Origin of the sequence: Pedobacter psychrodurus (assembly GCF_004331735.1) — a bacterium.
Classification (GTDB): Bacteria; Bacteroidota; Bacteroidia; order Sphingobacteriales; family Sphingobacteriaceae; genus Pedobacter; species Pedobacter psychrodurus.
The window spans coordinates 213,983-233,908 of record NZ_SJSO01000004.1 but is presented as its reverse complement, the minus strand read 5'-3'; the positions used below and the strand labels follow the sequence as shown (position 1 = coordinate 233,908).

Below are 19,926 nucleotides of genomic sequence, written 5' to 3'. Positions count from 1 at the left end.
CTATTTTATGTATAATTTTCTCCAGCTATTGTAGCATATTATCATTTGACAAAAACCTTTGTAACAAATTAAATTGATTACGATAACGCATATACAAGGTAGATATTAAATTCATATATAAATTTAATATTTAAATAAAAAGTATTTGATTTTTTGGTTTTAACCTATTTTAAACATAAAAACGTCGTTTCAACGCTTATTTTCATGCTTTGGTAAAAGAATATTTACAAAAGAAAAGGGCAAAATAAATGCCCCTATAAATTTGATCTTAAAAATTATGCTGCTTATATATTTTTGATTGCCTCTCATACAAGAATCTATGTGTTATTCGATAACATTAAATATCAATTCTTTTACGCAAACGGGCAGCAGAAACAATAATCAGAATTCCATAACCTGTCTCTTAATTTAATGGCATTAAATAAAAAAAGGAAGCAATCGCTGCTCCCTTTCTCTTCAAACCAAATATATGGCGGTGTTAGCCGCCTAGAAAAGCATTTATCTTTGAATTTTTATACTAACGTTAATAAAAGGTCTTTTCTGTAAATCGGAAGTAGCTGCATTAACATACAACATGCCATACTTGCCTTCTGGAGTTAGAAAAAACACAGCATTACCTGCCGCCAAACCATTAGCCGGAACAGTTTGAGTAGTTTCGTTAAAAGTAATGGCCCTTGCTTTAGCCAAAGTCTCTATGGAAGAGCCAGAAATTGCCGTAGTAAGAAATGCATTGGCTTGTCCGGTAACTGGCTGACTAAATTTAGTAGTTCTTTTAGGACTAAAGCCGCTAATATCATAAACAGTTAATGGATTAGTAGCAACACTTGGTGAATATAAATTAACTACCCAAGTTGGCGTCTGAACTGTTGAATTGGAACCTGGCTTTCGATATATACCAAAATCTATCTTCCCAGCATTAGCCGATGCATTTGTGTAACTAAAACCTGTAGCATCGGTAAGTGAAAAAAAGCTTGGTAAAGATTTCGCAACGGTATCTGGTAAATAAATATCTCTGTTGGCATAAATCATAAAACTTGGATTTACATCAACTGTTACTTTTTTGTATCCATCACCAATGAATGTCCCCTTTTCATTCAACGCACAAATACGATAGCTTTGTTTGCCATCACGAAGTGCGGCTGCTGGAAAGGCGGTGGTATTTGGAAGTTTAATAATTGCTGAAAAACTTCTGCGTTTAGTAGGATCGGTAATTGCAATCGTGTAACGGGTAGACTGTTGTGTACCTGCAGAAACCTCAAATACGTAAGAATACATATCTTCTTTAGCAGAGTTAATGGTGAAATCAATCCATACCTCCTCTTTGTCGTTAATTACTTTATAATCGGTAACACAGCGAGGATCGCTATTGTTGAAGGTTACTGTAACATCTTCGAACATGTTAAATATGTTGGCCGACTCTTTTTTACATGAAGCGAAAAGAATCAAGCATAACCCGATGAGTAACTTATTAATATATCTAGTTTTCATTATTTTAATTTTTAATCAGATCAACTGAAACATTTATTCTTTAAATACTAATCAAGTGGGTCAAACGTACCACCGGCCCATCCAACTGTTGGAAGAATTTTGTTACCAAAACTCACAAAATCATTATGGAAGGTGTAGAAGTAATGAAATTCAGGTACGTTGTATGGTAAATATGTTGTGTTTGTCAGGACAACATTTTTAAAATACTTGGTGTAAGTTGCTTTATCATTAATGTTTAACGTTTCTCTGAATGATGTTGTACCTCCAGGAACTGTTGGATCTTCTAATACTTTTTTATCTTTTTGATCTGATCCTACTGGAGGGTTTACCAATTGGATTTCCAATTTAGACATACTTCCAGTTAACAAGTGCATGGTGCGAGATCTTCTCAAATCTGAATTGCGTTTATTTTCAAAAGCGAATTCAATTTGTCTTTCGTTAAGAATTAAGTTACGCAGTTGAGCAGTGCTTCCAGCTAATGCTAGTCCGTAATCAGAATCACCCGCTACTACTCCTGCTCTCATGCGAATTTGTTTCACTAAATCTTTTGCGCCTGCGATATTTCCTGTTTCATTCATACAATCGGCATAATTCAACATCACCTCTGCGAATCTAAGCTCAATCCAATCCATACCACTTCCACCACCAACAGAACTATTGTAAGCAGAAGCACTTGCTGTTAGAGTTGGCGTAGAAAAACGCTTTACATATACAGCAACTCCACTGCTCTCCCCCACGGCAAGGTTGTAAGTCCACTGTTTTCTATTCGCATTTCCACTCAATGGATATACAGATCCATTTGTCGCAAAAGTAGCTTCAAATCTTGGATCTCTATTTTGCCAGAACATCGTTGCATCATATGGAAAAGCTGTAGATGTATTTAATGGTTTTCCATCTCTCATTGGATAGGCATCCAACATTTTTGTAGTAGGCATAAAATAAGTATTTGGAAAGCCGGTGCTTCCACCTTCGGAGGCTGGTCTAACCCGCTGTTCAGTTCCATTCCCTCTATTAGGTACTGTATTTGAATAGGTTCTTACCAGAATTGCCTCAGTGTTTCCACTTTCTACGCGGAAAATATCCAAATAATTTGGCATTAATTTTTTTCCCGCCGAAACACACATATCATAAGCTTCCTTATTGGCAGTTAAGGCATCAGTCCATCTCGATGCTTGATAAGGATGTTTAGCATCGTTAGTAGGATTAAATTGAGGGCTAGCCCAGTAGAATAACACTTTTGCTTTTAAACATGTAGCAATCAGTTTAGTTATTTTACCTCTTCCGTCGGCGTCACCTGGATTAAAGCCTTCTAAAAGGATTATTGCGTTATTTAAATCACTTAATATCGCCGCAAAACATTCTTTAGCTGGTCTTCTACCTTCGTCATAAATAGAATCAGCTCCTTGCGGTGTTAACGGTAGTGGAACACCTCCATAAACTTTAACCAATTCGAAATATGTTATGGCTCTTAGCGCATAATATTGCCCAAGCAGTTCATTTTTCTTTTGAGTAAGCATTGTACTCCCAGGAAGATTGGCAATGGCATCATTACATCGGGCAATATCCCAATATTTATTATTGCCTGGGTTACCACCATAGGTATTACCAGTATACCTCACATCGTTATTTCCCAATATACCTTGCAATCCGAGTGTTGCTTTTGCATTCGCATCACCATCAGGAAAATAATTTTCATCACTTGCGTAGTGAACGCCATAACGATCAGGAGTTAGCTGCAATGGGAATTGATACATGGCTACATCGTACACCCTGTTAAGATGTAGTTGTACAGAACCATCATTATCCCATATAGCCTGATCGATACCGCCTGTATCTGGTAATAAGAAAAACTCATCTTTGTTTACACAAGCGGGCAAAAGTGCAGCTAAAGTTAAAATAGCTACTGCTTTTTTTATATTGTTTTTTATTTGATTAATCATTGCTCAAAAAATTATAAGTTAACACTCAATCCTAAAGATATCGTTCTCAACATTGGATAATCCCATGCACTTGAAGTGTAAGGATCTTTATAAGGCAGAGGATTTACAATTGTCCAAAGATTATTTCCTGTTAGTAGAATACGGGCTCCTCCGATGCCTAGCTTGTTCGCAAATGCAGTCGGGGCTTTATAGCTCAAAGTCATGGTATTGATACGGATCATCGTTCCATCAACAGCCCAAAAATCAGAGTTTATTCCTAATGATGGATCATCAAATCTAGGATATTTACCATCCATTGGATTTTCTAATGTCCAACGATCTGTCCAGATATCCAGCGTATTTCTGGTTTTTGAAGGAGCCGTTCTCGCTCTGCTATCGTAGAAAATTTTACCACCAAATCGTGCATTGATATTCGTGTTTAAACTGAAGTTTTTATAAGTTAAATTCAACGAGATACCAGAAGAGAAAAATGCATTGGTATTGTTATACAAAGGCGCTAAATCGCTATCAGATATTACGCCATCACTATTGGTGTCTTCGTAGTACAACCACCCTGCTTGTGGAATTCTATCGTAAATCCTATAATTAGGATACTTCGCCATCCAGGCATCAACTTCTCCCTGAGTTCTGAACATGCCCAGGTTAGTTAAACCATAATTGCTAGTATTGTACTTGCGTGGATCGGTACCAAATAATTGTAAGTTAGGGAATGTATTGTTAATCAAGTTTCCTGGAGTGTACAAAATCCTGTCTGTAACTGAGTTACCGTAAGAGAAGTTCATACTCGCACTAAGGTTCCAATCTGTTGCAAGCTTTGCTTTGTATCCAATACTGAACTCTGAACCCCAGTTATAAAGTTGTCTGTAGTTTAATACTGGTGCTTGTGTACCAAAATATTGTGGATATTGATTATTAGCTCCCAATTCGAAACCATCGTAAGTATAATTTTGAAATGCCTCAATACTAATATCTAACTTGTTGTTAAACATTGATGTTTCTAAACCAACGTTTATCGTTCTTTTCTTTTCCCAGGTAATATCAGGATTAGCCAAACGTGAACGGTTCAAACTGTTTCCATTGGAGGTTCCATAAATGTATCCGTTGGTTACATCAATCTGGAATCGATCTTGCCACAAACGAACGCCAACCCTGTCATCACCCGTAATACCCACATTTGCTTTTAATTTTAAGAAATTGATGAAGCTAAGTGCATCACTATTTTTAAAGAAGTTTTCCTGACTCACTACCCATCCTATTCCAATATTTGGCGACACCCCCCAACGATTACCTAGTGCGAAGTTAGACGAAGCATCGATACGGGCAATACCTTCAAGCAGGTATTTCTTGTTAAAATCATAACTAAAACGGGCAAAACCAGAACGCTTAGAAACTGCTGTTCTATCTAAGTTTGATGCCACTAATGTGTTGATATCATAAGCAAAAAACTGATCTACGCCGGGAATAAGTTGATTTGTATAACGAACAGTTGAATTTTGTGAATTACTTTCACTTTGCTCAGCACCTGCTAGAACACTAAAAGTGTGTTTTCCAATAGTTTTATTGTATTGAAGCGTTAGAAAAAATTGATAGCTATTGTTATCAGTTAAGCCAGGAGTAAAAGTTGAATTTGCTGCACTTGTTGGCTGAAAGGTTGCTGCAGTAGCAGTTGGTAATTGATTGGTGAATAATTCTTGGTTATTCCCTCTTTTTACAAAATTGTACAGCGTAAAAGGTGGTATATATTGTGTGTTATTTGAAGACCCGCTTGATTGCGAAACTTGTCCACGAATTACCAGTCCTTTCAAAAAGGTTGGTTCGTAAGTTAAAGCGGCATTGATACGGTATGATTTATTTGAACCGTTATTATAATAACCAGATTCGGCAATAGCTAGTGGATTGTTATTACTGGGGTTAACTCCGTTAACATTATAGTTAATAAATTTTCCATCTATACTAATTGGAACCCATCTTGGAACTGTTATAAGTCTTTCAAAAAAGGCTGCATCGTTATCTTGGGCATTATGGTGTAGTTCTTTAGTACCATAATCAACATTAAAGTTAACATCAGCTTTTAATCCATTCGCGACTGTTGCAACCACACCACTTCTGAATGAATATTTATTAAATTTCATCCCCGCATAGTTTCCATTTTCACCCTGAAAACTTCCTCCTGCGAAAAAGGTAATTTTATCGCTTCCACCAGAAATACCTATATTATGTCTTTGTGTGGTAGCCGCTTGCCAAACTTCGTCGTACCAGTTTTTATAATCCAATGTTTTAATATATTCCAAATCTTCAGGAGCGAAGTATTCTGATGCAGCAGCACCTTGAGAACGGAATGTATCATTTAATAACAAGGCATGATCATAACCGGATAACATTTTAGGCACCTTAATCGCATCAGAAATGCCCAGATAACCATTGTATGTTATGCTTGGCTTACCTATTCTGCCTTTTTTTGTAGTGACCAAAATAACACCTTTAGCACCGGCAGCACCATAAATTGCAGCAGAGGCATCTTTTAGAAAGGTTAGATTCTCAATCATAGAGGCGTCTATATTATCGAAAGCTTCTCTGGTAACGGTAATATTATCTACCACATAAAGCGGTTCATCTGTGGTACCAGCCGCGGCAGTGGTGGTAGTTGAATTTCTAATGTTAAAGGTAATCGGTGCGCCTGGACGGCCAGATGCTTGGCTCACACCCACACCCGCAATTCTGTTTCTCATGGCGCCTGCTAAGTTAGGTGCAGGAACATCTTGAATTTCAGCACCACTAATAGTTGCTACAGCCCCTAGAATTTCTGATTTTTTCTTGGTGCCATAACCAATAACCACTACATCATCTAATGCGGTATTATCTTCTACAAAGTTTACGGTGATGTTAGTTTTGCCAGATAATGTAACAACTTGCCTAACGTAGCCAATGAATGAAAATACCAAGGCATCAGTTGCTGGATCGGCAATTAATGCAAACTCGCCTTTAGCGTTAGTGCTTACATTATTGGTTTTACCACGTATCCCAACAGTTACACCGGGAAGTGCCTGCCCATCTTTTTTGTCGACCACTTTACCGGTGATCTGCTTTTGTTGAGCAAAAACAGCGGTACATGTGATTAGCATGAGCACTAAAACCCATGAGGTTTTTCGTAAAAATTTTGAGTTCATATTCGTTATTTGGTTAGTTTTTTAGTAATACATCTAATCTGATATTAACCAGGCTTCGTGCTGATCAATTTCATTTAGTATATATAAGCTGTAATCGCTTTGCTTTATACAGTTTATTCAATAGTGTTTCCGGTTAAGGATGGGTTTGTTTTTTTTTTGCTTTTTACAGCTTGCTAGTTAGGCAAAAGAATTAGACAGCGTTAATTTAGAAATCTATCTAACATTAATTATCTTTATGGCGGCTCATATTTCTTTTTTATGTTAAAAATTATTGGTTAGAAAGTATATTTTAACTTGGCAATAGTGAAATAAAATCCATTTTTTAAGCTAAATACTAAGGATTATTATACAATCTTATCAAGACAAAATAACCTTCTCGTTATAAGCTATTTAGTGATTTTATTCACACTACAATATAAACATAAATTCATATATAAATGAAATATTCTTGAATAAAAAAACATAAAAATAATGGAGTGTTTAAACACGCTCCATTAGTATTCCTAGTTTGTTTTTGCTTTCGCTTTTCTCCGCTTCTCCCACTCTATTCCTTCCTTTTTTAAATCGTATCCTGCAGCAGATAGGTAATTGTTAATTCTACCTTTATACTTCCCAAACCATGCATGTTTTTTATCTGATGATTCTGCGTCCATGGCATGCTCCCTTGCTTCTGTTAACCAGATCAGGATTTGTTTTTTCTGATCTTCGGTTAAAGTTAAAATTTGTTCCTGATACGCCTTGTAAGTGATGGGCAGTACATTGTAAGTCATTCCATTTTTCACCAAATCAACTTGTTCACTGGTTAATTGAGCAGATAATTTGCCAATGTATTTTTTATGGAGTTTAGCAAGTGATGCTTCTACAATGTGGCCATCTTTAGCAAGAGCCGAATCGCGAACTACTTTATTGTCTTTATTTTTCTCTTTGATGGCTTTAACACGGGCATCGCGTGCGGCATAAATATCATTTAAGTTGCTATACTGATCTCTGATGATTACCGTTACCTTTTCTGTTTTCTTAATATCGTTAATGCCCAGATTGGCTACAATTTTAGCTGAGCGTTCTGTAATCATTTTAGTATAAGCTTCCTTATCTGCATTGTTCTGGGCAAAAATTGCGGTAACACTGGAGAAGGTTAACAGCAAAGCTAAAATTGATGATCTCATGTTTTAATTATTTAAATTGAATTTCTTTTTTTAATTAAGTTTACATCTCCACAGAAATGTACTTTTAAACCGAGCTCATCTAAGGCAGCGGCTTTAATCCGGCAAGCTTCATGTGCTCCGGCTTCGTAGTTTGTATAAACCACCTGAATGTGGTTGGCTTTATGTCTGGCCATCATCTGATCGCGACTAATCCCTTTTAAAATGGCGTGCATAATCGGCCATTCTGGAGTTGTGCCCTCCCATCTCCTTTTGGTTTCGGCTTCAGGTAAAGCTACCACTTCGCCAACACCTAAATCGCAATGTATTTCGTTATCCATTATATATACGCGGCTCCACACAACGAAGCCCGGTTTACTAATGCCTTTTAACGAACCTCCACCTAAACGGAAATACATGGCCGGTTGCCTATCACTACTTGCCCCCGCATAACCACCAATAAAATGCGCAGGTGGTGCAGCCCCAGAGATTAAGAACAGCCAAACAAAACCATCAACTTCATCATTTTTATAATATTCACCCCAACGGATATCGTGTAGGGTGTTTTCCCCGGTCATGCCTAATTCTTTCCAAAGATTGTAGGTTACTAAAGCGTCTAAACCAGCACATTCATCTACTTCGTTAAAATGTGGTAAAGCCCGCTTGGGGTAAAGTTCTTTGCCATCAACAGAAAATACAGGCGGACGGTCTTCATTATTTAATAAACCCTCTACCAGATCGCTGGCAACAGTTAAATCTTTTAAACCTTGTTGGTACTGTATCCCAATGGTATCGCAGCTAAAATCATCGGCAATTCTTAAGGCTGCAATATACATTTTACATTGTTCGAGCGTTTGTCTTTTTGTTAACTGGATTTCTTCTTCAGTGCCCCAGTTAAAGGTCATACCCTTTTCTAAAAGCCAGTCTAAAACGGCAACTGCTTCAACATCTGTTACTTTCAACATAGCGGCATATAGTGCCGATTGACTCAAACGTTCTTTAAAAAAACCGGTCTTATGTAATAGTTCATCGGGTATGATAGCATTGTACATACCCATGCAACCCTCGTCAAACACGCCCATGATCACTTTTCGCTCTTTTAAGCTTTTCGCAAAAGTTCTTCCTATCTTATCGTCGCTCATTGGAATTTTACTGAGGGCAAAACTCTTTACATGACTCTGATCATAGCTGATTTTACCTGTCGATAACCATTCCTGTAGCCCTTCTGAAAAAAAATCATCAGTAAAATCTTCACTCCATAAAGCGCTGTAGGGAATAGCTGCTTTGGTTAAACAACCATTTAAATTTAACATACCTACTAAGCCAGGCCATTGACCACTCCAGTTGGCAACGGTTAATATCGGTCCGCGATGCGTGGTAAGTCCTGCTAATACGTGATGAGAGTATTGCCAAACACTTTCTGCTACAATTAAAGGCTGATCAGGGTTAATATTTCTAAAGATATCCATTCCCATTCTTTGCGAATCGATAAAGCCATGTTTTTTTGTTGAATTGTAAGGATGGGCACGTTTAACTTTCCAACCGAATTGCTCAATAGCCACAGTTAATTTTCGCTCCATTTCAATTTGGGCAGCCCAGCAGTTTTGATTTGCCGAAAGTCGTAAATCTCCGCTAGAAACCAATAGAATTTCTCCTTGTTTGCCTTGTCTCATAATTTATTAATAAACAAACTATTTATATAAAAAATAATTTGTCAGCTTATATTTTGGTTATGCCTTTACGGCTATATACAAAACTCAGCAATGAAAAACACTATTTTCTAATGGTTTTTATCAAATTAATATAGGATGTTATCATTAATCTCGTTAACTTTAGGGCGCGCTGTGGCACCATTTGTAGAATAGTAACGCAGTCCTAACCAAATATTGATTTTAATATGAAACCTCATTTTCATAAAGTTCCAATTACCTTACAAAGTTCCTTTAGTATCCGTCATGATATCAAACCTGATTTTGGAAATATCTGGCATTACCATCCTGAGCTAGAACTGCATTATGTAATTAAGGGTGAAGGCGTTCGTTTTATCGGTGATAACATCAGCAATTTTGTGCCAGATGAGATGGTACTTTTGGGCGAGAACTTACCGCATACCTGGCGCTGTAAAGATGAATATTTTCAAAACAACCCCGATCTTACAACCGAAGCAATGGTTATTCATTTCTTGCCCGATTGCCTTGGGAAATACATGCTTACTTTACCTGAAGCTTACCTGATTCCTAAATTATTCGAAAAGGCTAAAGGCGGGATGGTGATTAAGGGAAAAGCTAAAGACAAACTGATCGATTTAATGCGGGCTGCTGTTGATGCTACAAATCTGGATAGGATCATCATTTTGTTATCTATTTTAAAAACATTGGCAGAAACAGAGGAATATTCAACTATTGTAACCAGTAAAAATACATTCTATCAGAGTAATGAATCTGAAACACTCCGCATTAATAAAATCTGTAATTATACTTTGAGTAATTATAAAAAGGATATTACGCTAGAAGAAGTAGCATCGTTGAGTAATTTAAGCGTGACTTCTTTTTGCAGGTATTTTAAACTGATGACGAAGAAAACTTTTTATGATTTTCTGATCGAAATTAGGGTGAGCCATGCCTGCCGATTCCTGATTGAGAACAAACTACCAACCGAAATGATCTGTTTCGATTGTGGTTTTAATAATGTATCTAATTTTTACCGGCACTTTAAAAAGGTTACGGGAATGACGCCTTTAGATTATAAAAGGAAGTATTTGAATTAGAAGCCTTATTTAAAGACCTTATAGGTTTTTGAAACCTATAAGGTCTGGTATAATAGATCCTAAAACAAGTTATCAACTATATATTCTAAAGAACGGTCGTCATTCCCGCGAAGTCCTCAGCGAAGCTAATCTTAAAGCTTATTGCATTACGATTCGCAATCAAGTTGGGAATGACAAATCGCCAAAACCTCGCAGGTTTTTAAATGGCGCAGCCTTCAATGAGACCATTGAAAACAATATAAACAACGAATTAAACCTATGAGATCTGGCTAAATAGATCCTGAAACAAGTTCAGGATGACGACGGAACCTATATAAAAACCTTAATATTTAAATTATTGCGAAGCAAGGTATAATCATCAAACAATGTTTCAACCTCTTTTATTATACTTGGCGTAAATGAACCCACATTTCGGCGGGTAAAGGTCGAAATATTAAGACCTCGTTTTTGCAGGAAATACTTCGAAACCACCGGATAAACATTATGCATTACGTCCATATTATCGATTAAAAACTGTTGTACCATTTGCACCTCATCTTTAAAAGCCTCATCATCGTAATGGTCGCAAAGCCAAACAATCAATTCAGGAAAATAATTGCCTTGAATGCACGATAAGCCTGAAGCGCCAGCTTTTAACGATTCTACCGCATGTACGATATACGCATCATATAATCCAAAAGTCCGGCCTGCTGTGAGTTTCAGTTTTTCTTTAATCTGACCAAGATCTAAGCAGGTATCTTTATGATAAATCACTCTTCCTGTCGATACGAAATCGGCCAATTGAGCTGGTTTTAATATCCTTTTATAAGGCACCGGACATTCGTAAAATCCTAGCGGAATTTTATCTGTTTGATCCAGAAGATCGAAAACCCTTTCGTTAAAAATTTCGTCTGTTTCATTTTCTTCGGCTAGTAAACTGGTAATGGCAATCACGGCCTCTACTCCTGCATCGCTCACTTCCTTTACAAAATCTGCCTGCTTACTTATTTCCCCGCCAAACGTTCCGGTAGCGACAACAGGCACTGCTCCATCGACCACTTTTATTACATGTTTTATAGCCTGTATTCTTTCTTTATCGCTCAATTCGAACATTTCGCTCGACAAACAATTGGCGAATAAACCCGATGAACCAGCCTGTAAATAAATCTCGGTAAGCTGCGTAAGTGCTGGATAATCTATATTTCCGTTGCTTAAAAAAGGCGTAAGCATAACCGGGATGAACCCTTTTTGTGAGTTTTCCATTATAATCTGATATGGTAAATTGTTTTTTATAATGCCTAGAAAAAACCAGAATGATTTTAATTGGCTGTATTAATCTTTTTGTTTTTAATTTTCGTCAGAAAAAGTCCTGCTAAAAAAATGGTTAAAGTGCCGATCACTATAATCATGTTCTTATGCAAAGGATTTCTAAAAGCTTCATATTCTGGAGGAAGAAGTGAAGAAAATGTCATCCATATAATTACGGCTATGCCAATTATGGTTGCTGTTATGGCTTCATGATTTTTAGTTTGCTTACTGATGATCCCCAAGAGGAATAATCCCAGCATTCCTGCAGCAAAAATCCCTGATAATTCCCACCAAACGTCTAAAATACTTTTTACGCCAATCATGGCAATGCCAGCAATCATACCCAATAATCCAAAGCCAATAGTGGCTAAATGTAACAGCGATAAATTCTGCTTATCGGTGATGCCCGGTTTGAAATACCGCTTATAAATATCAACCGAAAATACCGTTGCTGAGGCATTCATCCCCGAACTTATGGTACTCATTGCAGCCGATAAAATGGCCGACACGATTAATCCAACCAAACCTATCGGAATTTTAGTGACCATAAAATGAGGCATAATTTTATCACCATAATCTGATGGCTGCAATGCATTTTGAACCTTTAGTACTTCTGCAGCCGATGCATGTAAAGGCAAACGCTCAATGGCTACCTGATGTTTGATCGACTGTACCAAGTCTGGATTGATTTCATAATAGGCATACAAGCAAGATCCTATAATAAAAAAGAGTAGTGATGCCGGAATATACAACCAAACACACAACCAGATTGATTTTGAAGCTGCTTTGCTAGAAGATGCCGTATGGTAACGCTGAATGTAATTTTGATCCATCCCAAAGTTGTTCAGGTTGATAAAAAATCCATAGAGCAATACTACCCAAAACGATGATCCAACAAAATCGAGTTTAAAACTGCCTAAACTAAATTTATTCGCCAATTGCCCGATCTCTACAATCTTCGAAACGCCTCCCGGCATATTCGAAATAATTAAATACAGAATAAGCAATGCGCCAAAAGTTTTCACTACAGCTTGCACCACTTCCGTCCATATTACCGCTTCAATTCCTCCTAAAACGGTATAAACGATGATACAAATGCCCATTACAATCATAATCATCTGCATGGAATAACCTGTAAGTGCTTGTAAACTCAAGGCGATTCCAAAAAATATCGATCCCATTCTGGCTAGCTGCGTTAACAGAAAGCACATTACTGCATATACCCTAGCCCATGCACCAAAACGTTTTTCTAAATGTGTATAGGCCGATATTTCGCCAGTATTTCGGTAAAAAGGAACAAAGTATTTTGAAGCGATCCATGCCGCCAGCGGCATCGAAATGCTGAATACAAATGCATTCCAATTGCTCCCGAATGCCTTGCCGGGCACGCCTAAAAAAGTATTACTGCTTAAAAATGTTGCATAAATAGATAAACCTATCGCCCATCCGGGGATCAGGCCCGAAGCTTTTGTAAATTGCTCAGAGTTTTTATTTTTCCTCGAAAAATAAACCCCAACTAATATCATTCCAACAAGATAAATGAAGATTATTGCAAGATCGACTACAGGAAGTCCTTTCATTATTTGTTGGCTCGTTTATTAATTTGGTTAAAACAAATATGCATGACTAAATATCAACATTAATATAAGATTTTGGCTACATATTGTACCATCTTATCTTATTGAACATCTAAAGCATCAACAGCTAGTCCTTTAGCTTCAGTAGGAATCAACTTGAGTTTATAAGTTCCAGCATTAATCATACTTCCTGTATTGGTGTTCAAATAGTTCCATTTACCTGTTTTGGTTGGCGCAAATTCAACACTTTCTGTTTTCATCAAGGTTCCATCTACTGATGAAAACTCCAATTTTCCTTTTAAAAGCTGCACTGATGGATTATGGTATTTGATGGTTAAAGAATAGGTATCGGCAACACCAACTGAAATCTGCCAGGTTAAGCTTCCTTGATTATCAGCATTAAAAATTACGCGTTCCTTATCCATAAGTACCGATTTCACCACTTCATTGCCTGTTAAAATACCATCAGTAGCTTTATAGGTAATGGTTGTTTTTAAATCGTATGCGGGTTGTAAATGGGTAACAGGCATTACAAAAACAGTGACTGTTCTGCTATCGAAAATGATTCTTTCATTCGGTATAAGCCTTTTTCTATAGAGATTAAAGCTTTCGTCCTTACTATTTTTTAACGATGTTCGGGTATCTTCGAATCCCTGCGGAATGCTGGTATTTATATTTAAAGCGATAAATGTGTCAACACTATCTGTAGTGGTGAACTCGATACTTTCTTGTCCCCTTGATGCTTTTAACCACTCAGCACCATATAAATTAGAAGGCAGATCGATAAAGGTAGAATTTTCACCTATAAATTGTTCATCGCCAACATCCAGCCAATTGTTTAGTTCAGCATTTTTAATTTTTGTCAAGAGTGATTTGCTTGGTGCTGCAGGTTGGATACCTGGCTTCAAACTTGCAATTGCAATTGCCGAGATAACGGCCTGACCAACTTTTACTTCTGGGAAATTAATATCCAAAAAGCCACCTTTAACAGTTGTTTTGATTGTTTTCTTTAGTAAAGTGTTACTTCCAGCTTCTTTCCAGATGTCTAAGTCATTAATTACAGTTTTACCGTTAAATGCCACATCAAATAAGCGCATCTCTTTGGCATCAAAACCTCCGCCAATGCCCAGCCAAGGTTCTATAAAATAAAGTTCAACCAGATATTCTCCGTCAGGTAGCGGGAAATGATACTTCAACTGATCTCTGCCATACCTAAAAGTCTGAAAAAGCTTCCAATCTTTGGTACCTTCAATGGGTTGAAAGGTACGGCGTTGACTGGCAAAAAAAGCAGGAATACCTGTAAAATCTGTGGTCCAGGAGGTTGAAGCAAAGTTATGCTGTGAAGTTAATTTCCGATCAGCAGACCATTTACTGCCATTGGTATCTGTATAATCGCCACCACCACAATTTATACGGTATACATAATTATAACCCTGAGCGGGAGCCGTTAGTTGTTTATCCTTAATTAAAGTATTAAATTTTGGGCTATTAGGCAGGTTTTGTAATACCATTTGATCTTTAGCAACAGCTTTTCCGTTCACATAACCAACCGCATACAATACATTATATTGGATATCAGGCTTATTCCATTGAAAATGCGTGCCTATAATGCCGCGTTTCATTCTGCCCAAAGATTGACCGTTTACATCATTAAAAAGTTCTACTTCATCGCAATTGGAATAAACTACAATACTGTCTTTGATGCCGGGTTTGGTCCAACGGTTTGGCCAGGTATGCGAAACGATATACACCATAGGCTCAGTTTGTTTTGGCGCGTAATTTGACCTGAACATATAAAATACATCCGTAGGTTCTTCCCAGGGAGTAAACATACCCTTATAATTTACAGGTCCTACCCGATCCAGATCTCTCAATCCTTCTCCTCCCTGCACCCTGCCCGGATTATCATGCGAACTGTACAGCCAGAAAAAGTGCCCTGCGGTTTTATCTTTCACCGATTCCGCCAGGCGCACCTTAGTCTCCATTAAATCGGTCATTTTGTTTTCGGTATAGCCTTTTCCGTTCACATCTGTGTTATGAAGATCGATTGTTCTCCAGGCACCGTATTCACCAACCAAAACCTGCCGCTGGAGATCCTCACCATAAGTTAAAGGATTACCACCATAGGTACCTGTCCAGTTTTGTGGTACATCCCAATCTGTTCCTTTTCCACCATTACAAGTGGTTACTTTTCGTTGAGATGAAGCCGTAGGATCTAATTTCCTAATCAGTTCGGTACATTCCTTTGCGAAATCTTCAGGCAAAGTACTTTCGTTTTCCAAACCCCATAACACTACCGCCGGACTGTTTCTGCGTTCTTTTACCCAGTCTGTTAAAAGTGTTTTAAAGTTCTTTCTAAATCCGGGTGCATCGTACCAGATATGAGCAGCCATTTGCGTCCAGCATAAAATGCCTTCTTTATCCCAATAATCAGAATACAATAAATTATGCGGTTGATGTGCATCGCGGAAAGCATTAAAACCAGCTGCTTTAATTTGCCTAACCCTCGAGCTGATCTGCTCATTACTAAAAGCATGGCTCTGACCAATTAGATGTTCGTATTCGGCAATCCCGTTAATAAAAACTGGTTTCCCATTTAACAGAAACTGTTTTTGGATCGCCTGGTCGCCAATCCGATAGCTATCGGATGGCCAGCTAATCCAGCGGATACCATAAGTTGTTTTCACCTCGTCTACAACTTTCCCGTTTTCTACTATGTTCGTTTGAAGCGTGTATAGATATGGGTTTTCTAAAGACCAAAGTTTGGGTTTGATGATTTTATCAGTTTGCTGATCGATCTGTATTTCTTTCCCAGCCGGAACAACAAGAGATTTTTTTAGTTCATTAATTTGCTTTCCATCTGAATCTAATAGCCTATTTACGACTATCATATTTTTAGGCTTCAAACCATAATTTTTAACGGTCGTGCTCAGGTTTAAAACAGCAGATTGTGCTGATATTTTATTATCGTTCCAAATGTGGATACCAAAAGGTTCAACGCGCACATCGTTCGTTACAATTAAGTGTACCGGACGGAAAATACCCATTGGCTGTGAGCCTTCTGAAAAACCCCGTTCGGTAGAGCAGCCACCATCCACCCAGGGTAAATCCTGAATATTTTCAGGATGATCTGCCCGAACAGCTAAAACATTTTCCTGGTTATTCAATTTGATTGCAGCAGTAACATTTAATGTAAAAGTTGTTCTACCCCCCGCATGATAGCCAACCTTTTTACCGTTTAACCAAATGGTTGCATAAGAACCTACCCCTTCAAAATACAGAAAAAAGCGTTTACCTATTTTGATTTCATTGGTTTTGAACGTTTTGCGGTACCAGGCGTAACCGTGTTTATTGCCATGAAGTTTCCTTTGATAACCTCCGTATTGATCCCAGTTATGCGGAACGTTTACTTTTTTCCAGTCTATGGCTTTGTAGCTAGCTAACTGAAAACCATCAAAAGCATTGCTGTTTTTTTCGTCGGCAATGCTGAGCCAATTGGTGTTTAAGGAAATATCTTTTCTGATTGGACTTTGTGCATAAAGGGAATTAGCTCCATATAAATTGATGAAGAATAACAGCAATAAAAACAACTGTTTAAATTGAATTCTTTTTGGTTCGTGGGGACACGAACCAAGGCACATGCAGCAAAAAATATTTAAAAAATTAAATTTAAATAAGTCTCTTGTAAAGGAGATTGCTTCGTCGTTCCTCCTCGCAATGACGATTTTATTATCCATATTTTATAGCAATTTCAGATCTCCATTCAGTTTATAACTTTCGCCAGCTTTTGTTTCGATAGTTGCGTTGTTATTTTTGTAGTGAATTTTACAATTCCCTCCAGTTTTAGATTTTACTGTTAGTGAGGTTAATCGTCCTTTATCCCAGGTTAAATCCAGTTCAAAGCCACCTCTGGCAAGGAGTCCTTTAATTTCACCATGTGGTATGGCTGTTGGCAATGCCGGTAAAATATCTAAATAACCCTGGTGGCTCTGCACAATCATTTCGGCCATTCCGGCTGCACCGCCAAAATTTCCATCAATCTGGAAAGGCGGATGTGCATCAAAAAGGTTTACATAAGAACCTGCTCCATTATTAGCGGGCTTCATTAACATTTTAATCAATTTCATAGCGTGGTCGCCATCTTTAAATCTTGCCCAAAAATTAATTTTCCAGGCCAAACTCCAGCCAGTAGCATCATCTCCACGATATAATAAAGACTGTTTTGCAGCCTGCATCATTTTTTCATTGCCATCCCAGGTAATGTCATTTCCTGGGTAAACGCCCCACAAATGGGAAACGTGACGGTGTTTATTGGTGGTATCGTCTTTATCTTCTAACCACTCTTGTAACTGACCATATTTACCAATCTGGTTTGGCGCTAACTGTTTGACTTTCACCGTTAACGAATTTCTAAAATCCTCATCTACATGGAGCGTTTCTGAGGCAGCAATACAATTTCTAAACAGTGATCTGATGATTTGGTGATCCATTGTTGGACCAGCTACCAAACCTCCATTTTCTGGTGAATTGGATGGCGTACTGATTAACCAACCTGTTTTTGGATCTTTCACCAAAAAATCTTCGAAAAACAAAGCAGCTTGTTTCATTAAAGGATAGGCTTCGGTTTCCAGAAACTTACGGTCTTTACTAAATTGGTAATGCTCCCATAAATGTTGACTTAACCAGCCACCACCACTTACCCAAATACCATGATTTGAAGCGTTGATTGGTGCTGTTCCGTTCCACAAATCGGTATTATGGTGTAAAACCCAACCACGGGCATTGTAATATGCTTTTGCCGTTTCGGCTCCGGTTTTTGCCAATCCTTTGATTTTATTAAAAAGCGGTTCGTTTAGCGCAGATAAATTGAGAATCTCAGTTGGCCAATAATTCATTTCGAGGTTAATATTGGTGGTATACTTGCTTCCCCATGGTGGTGTAAGCAGGTCGTTCCAAATCCCCTGAAGATTGGCTAGCTGTGTACCGGGACGAGAGCTGGAAATCAACAAATACCTTCCATATTGCATGTACAATGCTGCAAAAGCAGGATCATTAGCCGTTCCAAATTTGGCCAGTCTTTCGTCTGTTGGAAGGTTTTCGTTATCCGATCGGCCAAAATCAACACTGAAAGAGTTATAGTAACTTTGGTATTCTTTAATGTGGTTTTGTTTAATCTCTTTATAAGTTTTGCCTTTCAATCCGTTTAGCGCTTTAATATTAGCAGTTGCCGGATTTCCAGAAACATTTTGTGCATTAATAAAGTTAGTTCCTCCTGTTAAATAAAGTGTTACTTCATCGGCCTGATTGATGCTGATTTTACCGTTAAGTACCTTAATTGAACCGCTTTTAACCAAAGCTGTTAATCGGCTCTCGCCTTTTAATGCGCCATCTTTTACTTGAACTGATAAAGCAATTACATTATTGCTTAAAGTTTTTACCGATGACTGTCGATGTGGACTGGAAAGCTCGGCATCAAAACTAATAGCCGCTCTTTTATCGGCTGTTAAGCGAACTACAATGGCCTGATTTGGCTGACTTGCAAAATACTCACACTGATAATTTACACCATTTAAAGTGTAGGTTGTTTTGGCCACAGCGGTACTGATATCCAAAGACCGTTTGTAATTGGTAACAATCGATTTTGTTTGTTTAAAATATAAGTTCAGATCGCCAAAAGGCTGATAACTACCCTGGTATTGCGGAACAGCAGGTGGATTTTCATCCTGAATTTTATATTTCCACGCTTTAATCAGCAAAATACCTTGATCAATATTACTTCCCACAGGATAAATCCCAATCTTTTTTGAGGTGTCTTTATAACCAGCCAATCCGCCTTTATCGAAATAATTAAGCACCTGGATGGCAATTACATTTTTGCCTTTTTTAATCAGTTTGGCAGGTATAGTGTATTTTCTTGGCTCCGTATTATCGGTGTTGCCAACCAATTCACCATTGATATAAGTAAAATCCTGATCACGGATGCGGTTAAGATCGAGTATAAGATCTTTTCCAGTCCAGTTGTCGGGTACATCAAAAGTGGTTCTGAACCAAACGGCGCCATCTAAATTGGCTAAACCGACGGTTTCCCATCCTTCATAGGCTGGCACTTTTATGGTTTCCCAAAGTTTATCATCAAAATTTGTAAGCGCAGGGTTTCCTTGAATACCTTTTCCTGCTTTCATTTCATTTACCCAAATTTTTCTATCACCTGAACTGCTTTGCAGGCCCATAAAATGTTCTTGTGCTAAGGCTTCTGCGGCTGCCTGTTTTCCTTCGGAAAGTAATTTTCTGATCTCAGGAAGATATTGATAAGCGCCTTTCCGGTTATAATCCCTTGGCTTACCTGTCCATAAAGTTTCCTCGTTAAATTGGATATGATCAACAGCAGTTCCCGCAAAAATCATGGCACCCAATCTGCCATTTCCTATGGGCAAGGCATCAGTCCACTTTTCAGCAGCTTTATTGTACCATAAAGTGTGGTTGTTTTCTTGTGCAAAACTGCTAAAATGAGCAGTCAAAATTAAAAATGATGTGCTTAATAAAAGTTTAAACCTCATA

The 19,926-nt window shown here is 37.8% G+C and carries 10 protein-coding genes; 1 reads left to right on the top strand and 9 read right to left on the bottom strand.

What is annotated here, in order from left to right; genetic code table 11:
* Window positions 1–498: 498 nt before the first annotated feature.
* The 5 genes from EZ456_RS06235 to EZ456_RS06215 all read right to left on the bottom strand — a co-directional run bounded on the left by EZ456_RS06235 (window position 499) and on the right by EZ456_RS06215 (window position 9,410).
* Window positions 499–1,488, bottom strand: a complete 990-nt coding sequence (locus EZ456_RS06235; RefSeq protein ID WP_131528389.1) for a hypothetical protein — start codon at window positions 1,486–1,488, stop codon at window positions 499–501.
* Between the two features lie 47 nt (window positions 1,489–1,535).
* Window positions 1,536–3,428: a RagB/SusD family nutrient uptake outer membrane protein gene (locus tag EZ456_RS06230; RefSeq protein ID WP_131528386.1), complete on the bottom strand. Its 1,893-nt coding sequence runs from the start codon at window positions 3,426–3,428 to the stop codon at window positions 1,536–1,538.
* Window positions 3,429–3,439: 11 nt separating this feature from the next.
* Window positions 3,440–6,595 carry a SusC/RagA family TonB-linked outer membrane protein gene (locus EZ456_RS06225; protein WP_131528383.1) on the bottom strand — a complete coding sequence of 1,052 codons (3,156 nt, stop codon included), beginning with the start codon at window positions 6,593–6,595 and terminating at the stop codon, window positions 3,440–3,442.
* 503 nt (window positions 6,596–7,098) lie between these two features.
* A complete protein-coding gene (locus EZ456_RS06220; RefSeq protein WP_131528380.1) occupies window positions 7,099–7,761 on the bottom strand; it encodes a DUF3826 domain-containing protein in 663 nt (220 codons plus the stop codon).
* Window positions 7,762–7,772: 11 nt separating this feature from the next.
* Window positions 7,773–9,410, bottom strand: a complete 1,638-nt coding sequence (locus EZ456_RS06215; RefSeq protein WP_131528377.1) for a fucose isomerase — start codon at window positions 9,408–9,410, stop codon at window positions 7,773–7,775.
* A 224-nt stretch (window positions 9,411–9,634) separates the two neighbouring features.
* Here EZ456_RS06215 and EZ456_RS06210 point away from each other — a divergent pair, with 224 nt between their 5' ends.
* Window positions 9,635–10,504, top strand: a complete 870-nt coding sequence (locus EZ456_RS06210) for an AraC family transcriptional regulator (protein WP_131528374.1) — start codon at window positions 9,635–9,637, stop codon at window positions 10,502–10,504.
* Window positions 10,505–10,813: 309 nt separating this feature from the next.
* Here EZ456_RS06210 and EZ456_RS06205 read toward each other — a convergent pair whose 3' ends face one another.
* The 4 genes from EZ456_RS06205 to EZ456_RS06190 all read right to left on the bottom strand — a co-directional run bounded on the left by EZ456_RS06205 (window position 10,814) and on the right by EZ456_RS06190 (window position 19,925).
* The gene (locus EZ456_RS06205; protein ID WP_131528372.1) at window positions 10,814–11,746 is read right to left on the bottom strand and encodes a dihydrodipicolinate synthase family protein; all 933 of its coding nucleotides are present in this window, start codon (window positions 11,744–11,746) and stop codon (window positions 10,814–10,816) included.
* Between the two features lie 56 nt (window positions 11,747–11,802).
* Window positions 11,803–13,371, bottom strand: coding sequence for a sodium:solute symporter (locus tag EZ456_RS06200; protein WP_131528369.1), 1,569 nt, complete (start codon window positions 13,369–13,371; stop codon window positions 11,803–11,805).
* A 98-nt stretch (window positions 13,372–13,469) separates the two neighbouring features.
* On the bottom strand, window positions 13,470–16,958 hold the full coding sequence (locus EZ456_RS06195; protein ID WP_225876479.1) for a malectin domain-containing carbohydrate-binding protein: 3,489 nt from the start codon (window positions 16,956–16,958) through the stop codon (window positions 13,470–13,472).
* 150 nt (window positions 16,959–17,108) lie between these two features.
* Window positions 17,109–19,925, bottom strand: a complete 2,817-nt coding sequence (locus tag EZ456_RS06190; protein ID WP_131528366.1) for a glycoside hydrolase family 95 protein — start codon at window positions 19,923–19,925, stop codon at window positions 17,109–17,111.
* Window position 19,926 lies beyond the last annotated feature (1 nt).

Bases quoted from the DNA above. Each gene is read 5' to 3' on its own strand.
- EZ456_RS06230 (WP_131528386.1), bottom strand. From the start codon at position 3,428: ATGATTAATCAAATAAAAAACAATATAAAAAAAGCAGTAGCTATTTTA.
- EZ456_RS06190 (WP_131528366.1), bottom strand. From the start codon at position 19,925: ATGAGGTTTAAACTTTTATTAAGCACATCATTTTTAATTTTGACTGCT.
- EZ456_RS06205 (WP_131528372.1), bottom strand. From the start codon at position 11,746: ATGGAAAACTCACAAAAAGGGTTCATCCCGGTTATGCTTACGCCTTTT.
- EZ456_RS06235 (WP_131528389.1), bottom strand. From the start codon at position 1,488: ATGAAAACTAGATATATTAATAAGTTACTCATCGGGTTATGCTTGATT.
- EZ456_RS06225 (WP_131528383.1), bottom strand. From the start codon at position 6,595: ATGAACTCAAAATTTTTACGAAAAACCTCATGGGTTTTAGTGCTCATG.
- EZ456_RS06220 (WP_131528380.1), bottom strand. From the start codon at position 7,761: ATGAGATCATCAATTTTAGCTTTGCTGTTAACCTTCTCCAGTGTTACC.
- EZ456_RS06200 (WP_131528369.1), bottom strand. From the start codon at position 13,371: ATGAAAGGACTTCCTGTAGTCGATCTTGCAATAATCTTCATTTATCTT.
- EZ456_RS06210 (WP_131528374.1), top strand. From the start codon at position 9,635: ATGAAACCTCATTTTCATAAAGTTCCAATTACCTTACAAAGTTCCTTT.
- EZ456_RS06215 (WP_131528377.1), bottom strand. From the start codon at position 9,410: ATGAGACAAGGCAAACAAGGAGAAATTCTATTGGTTTCTAGCGGAGAT.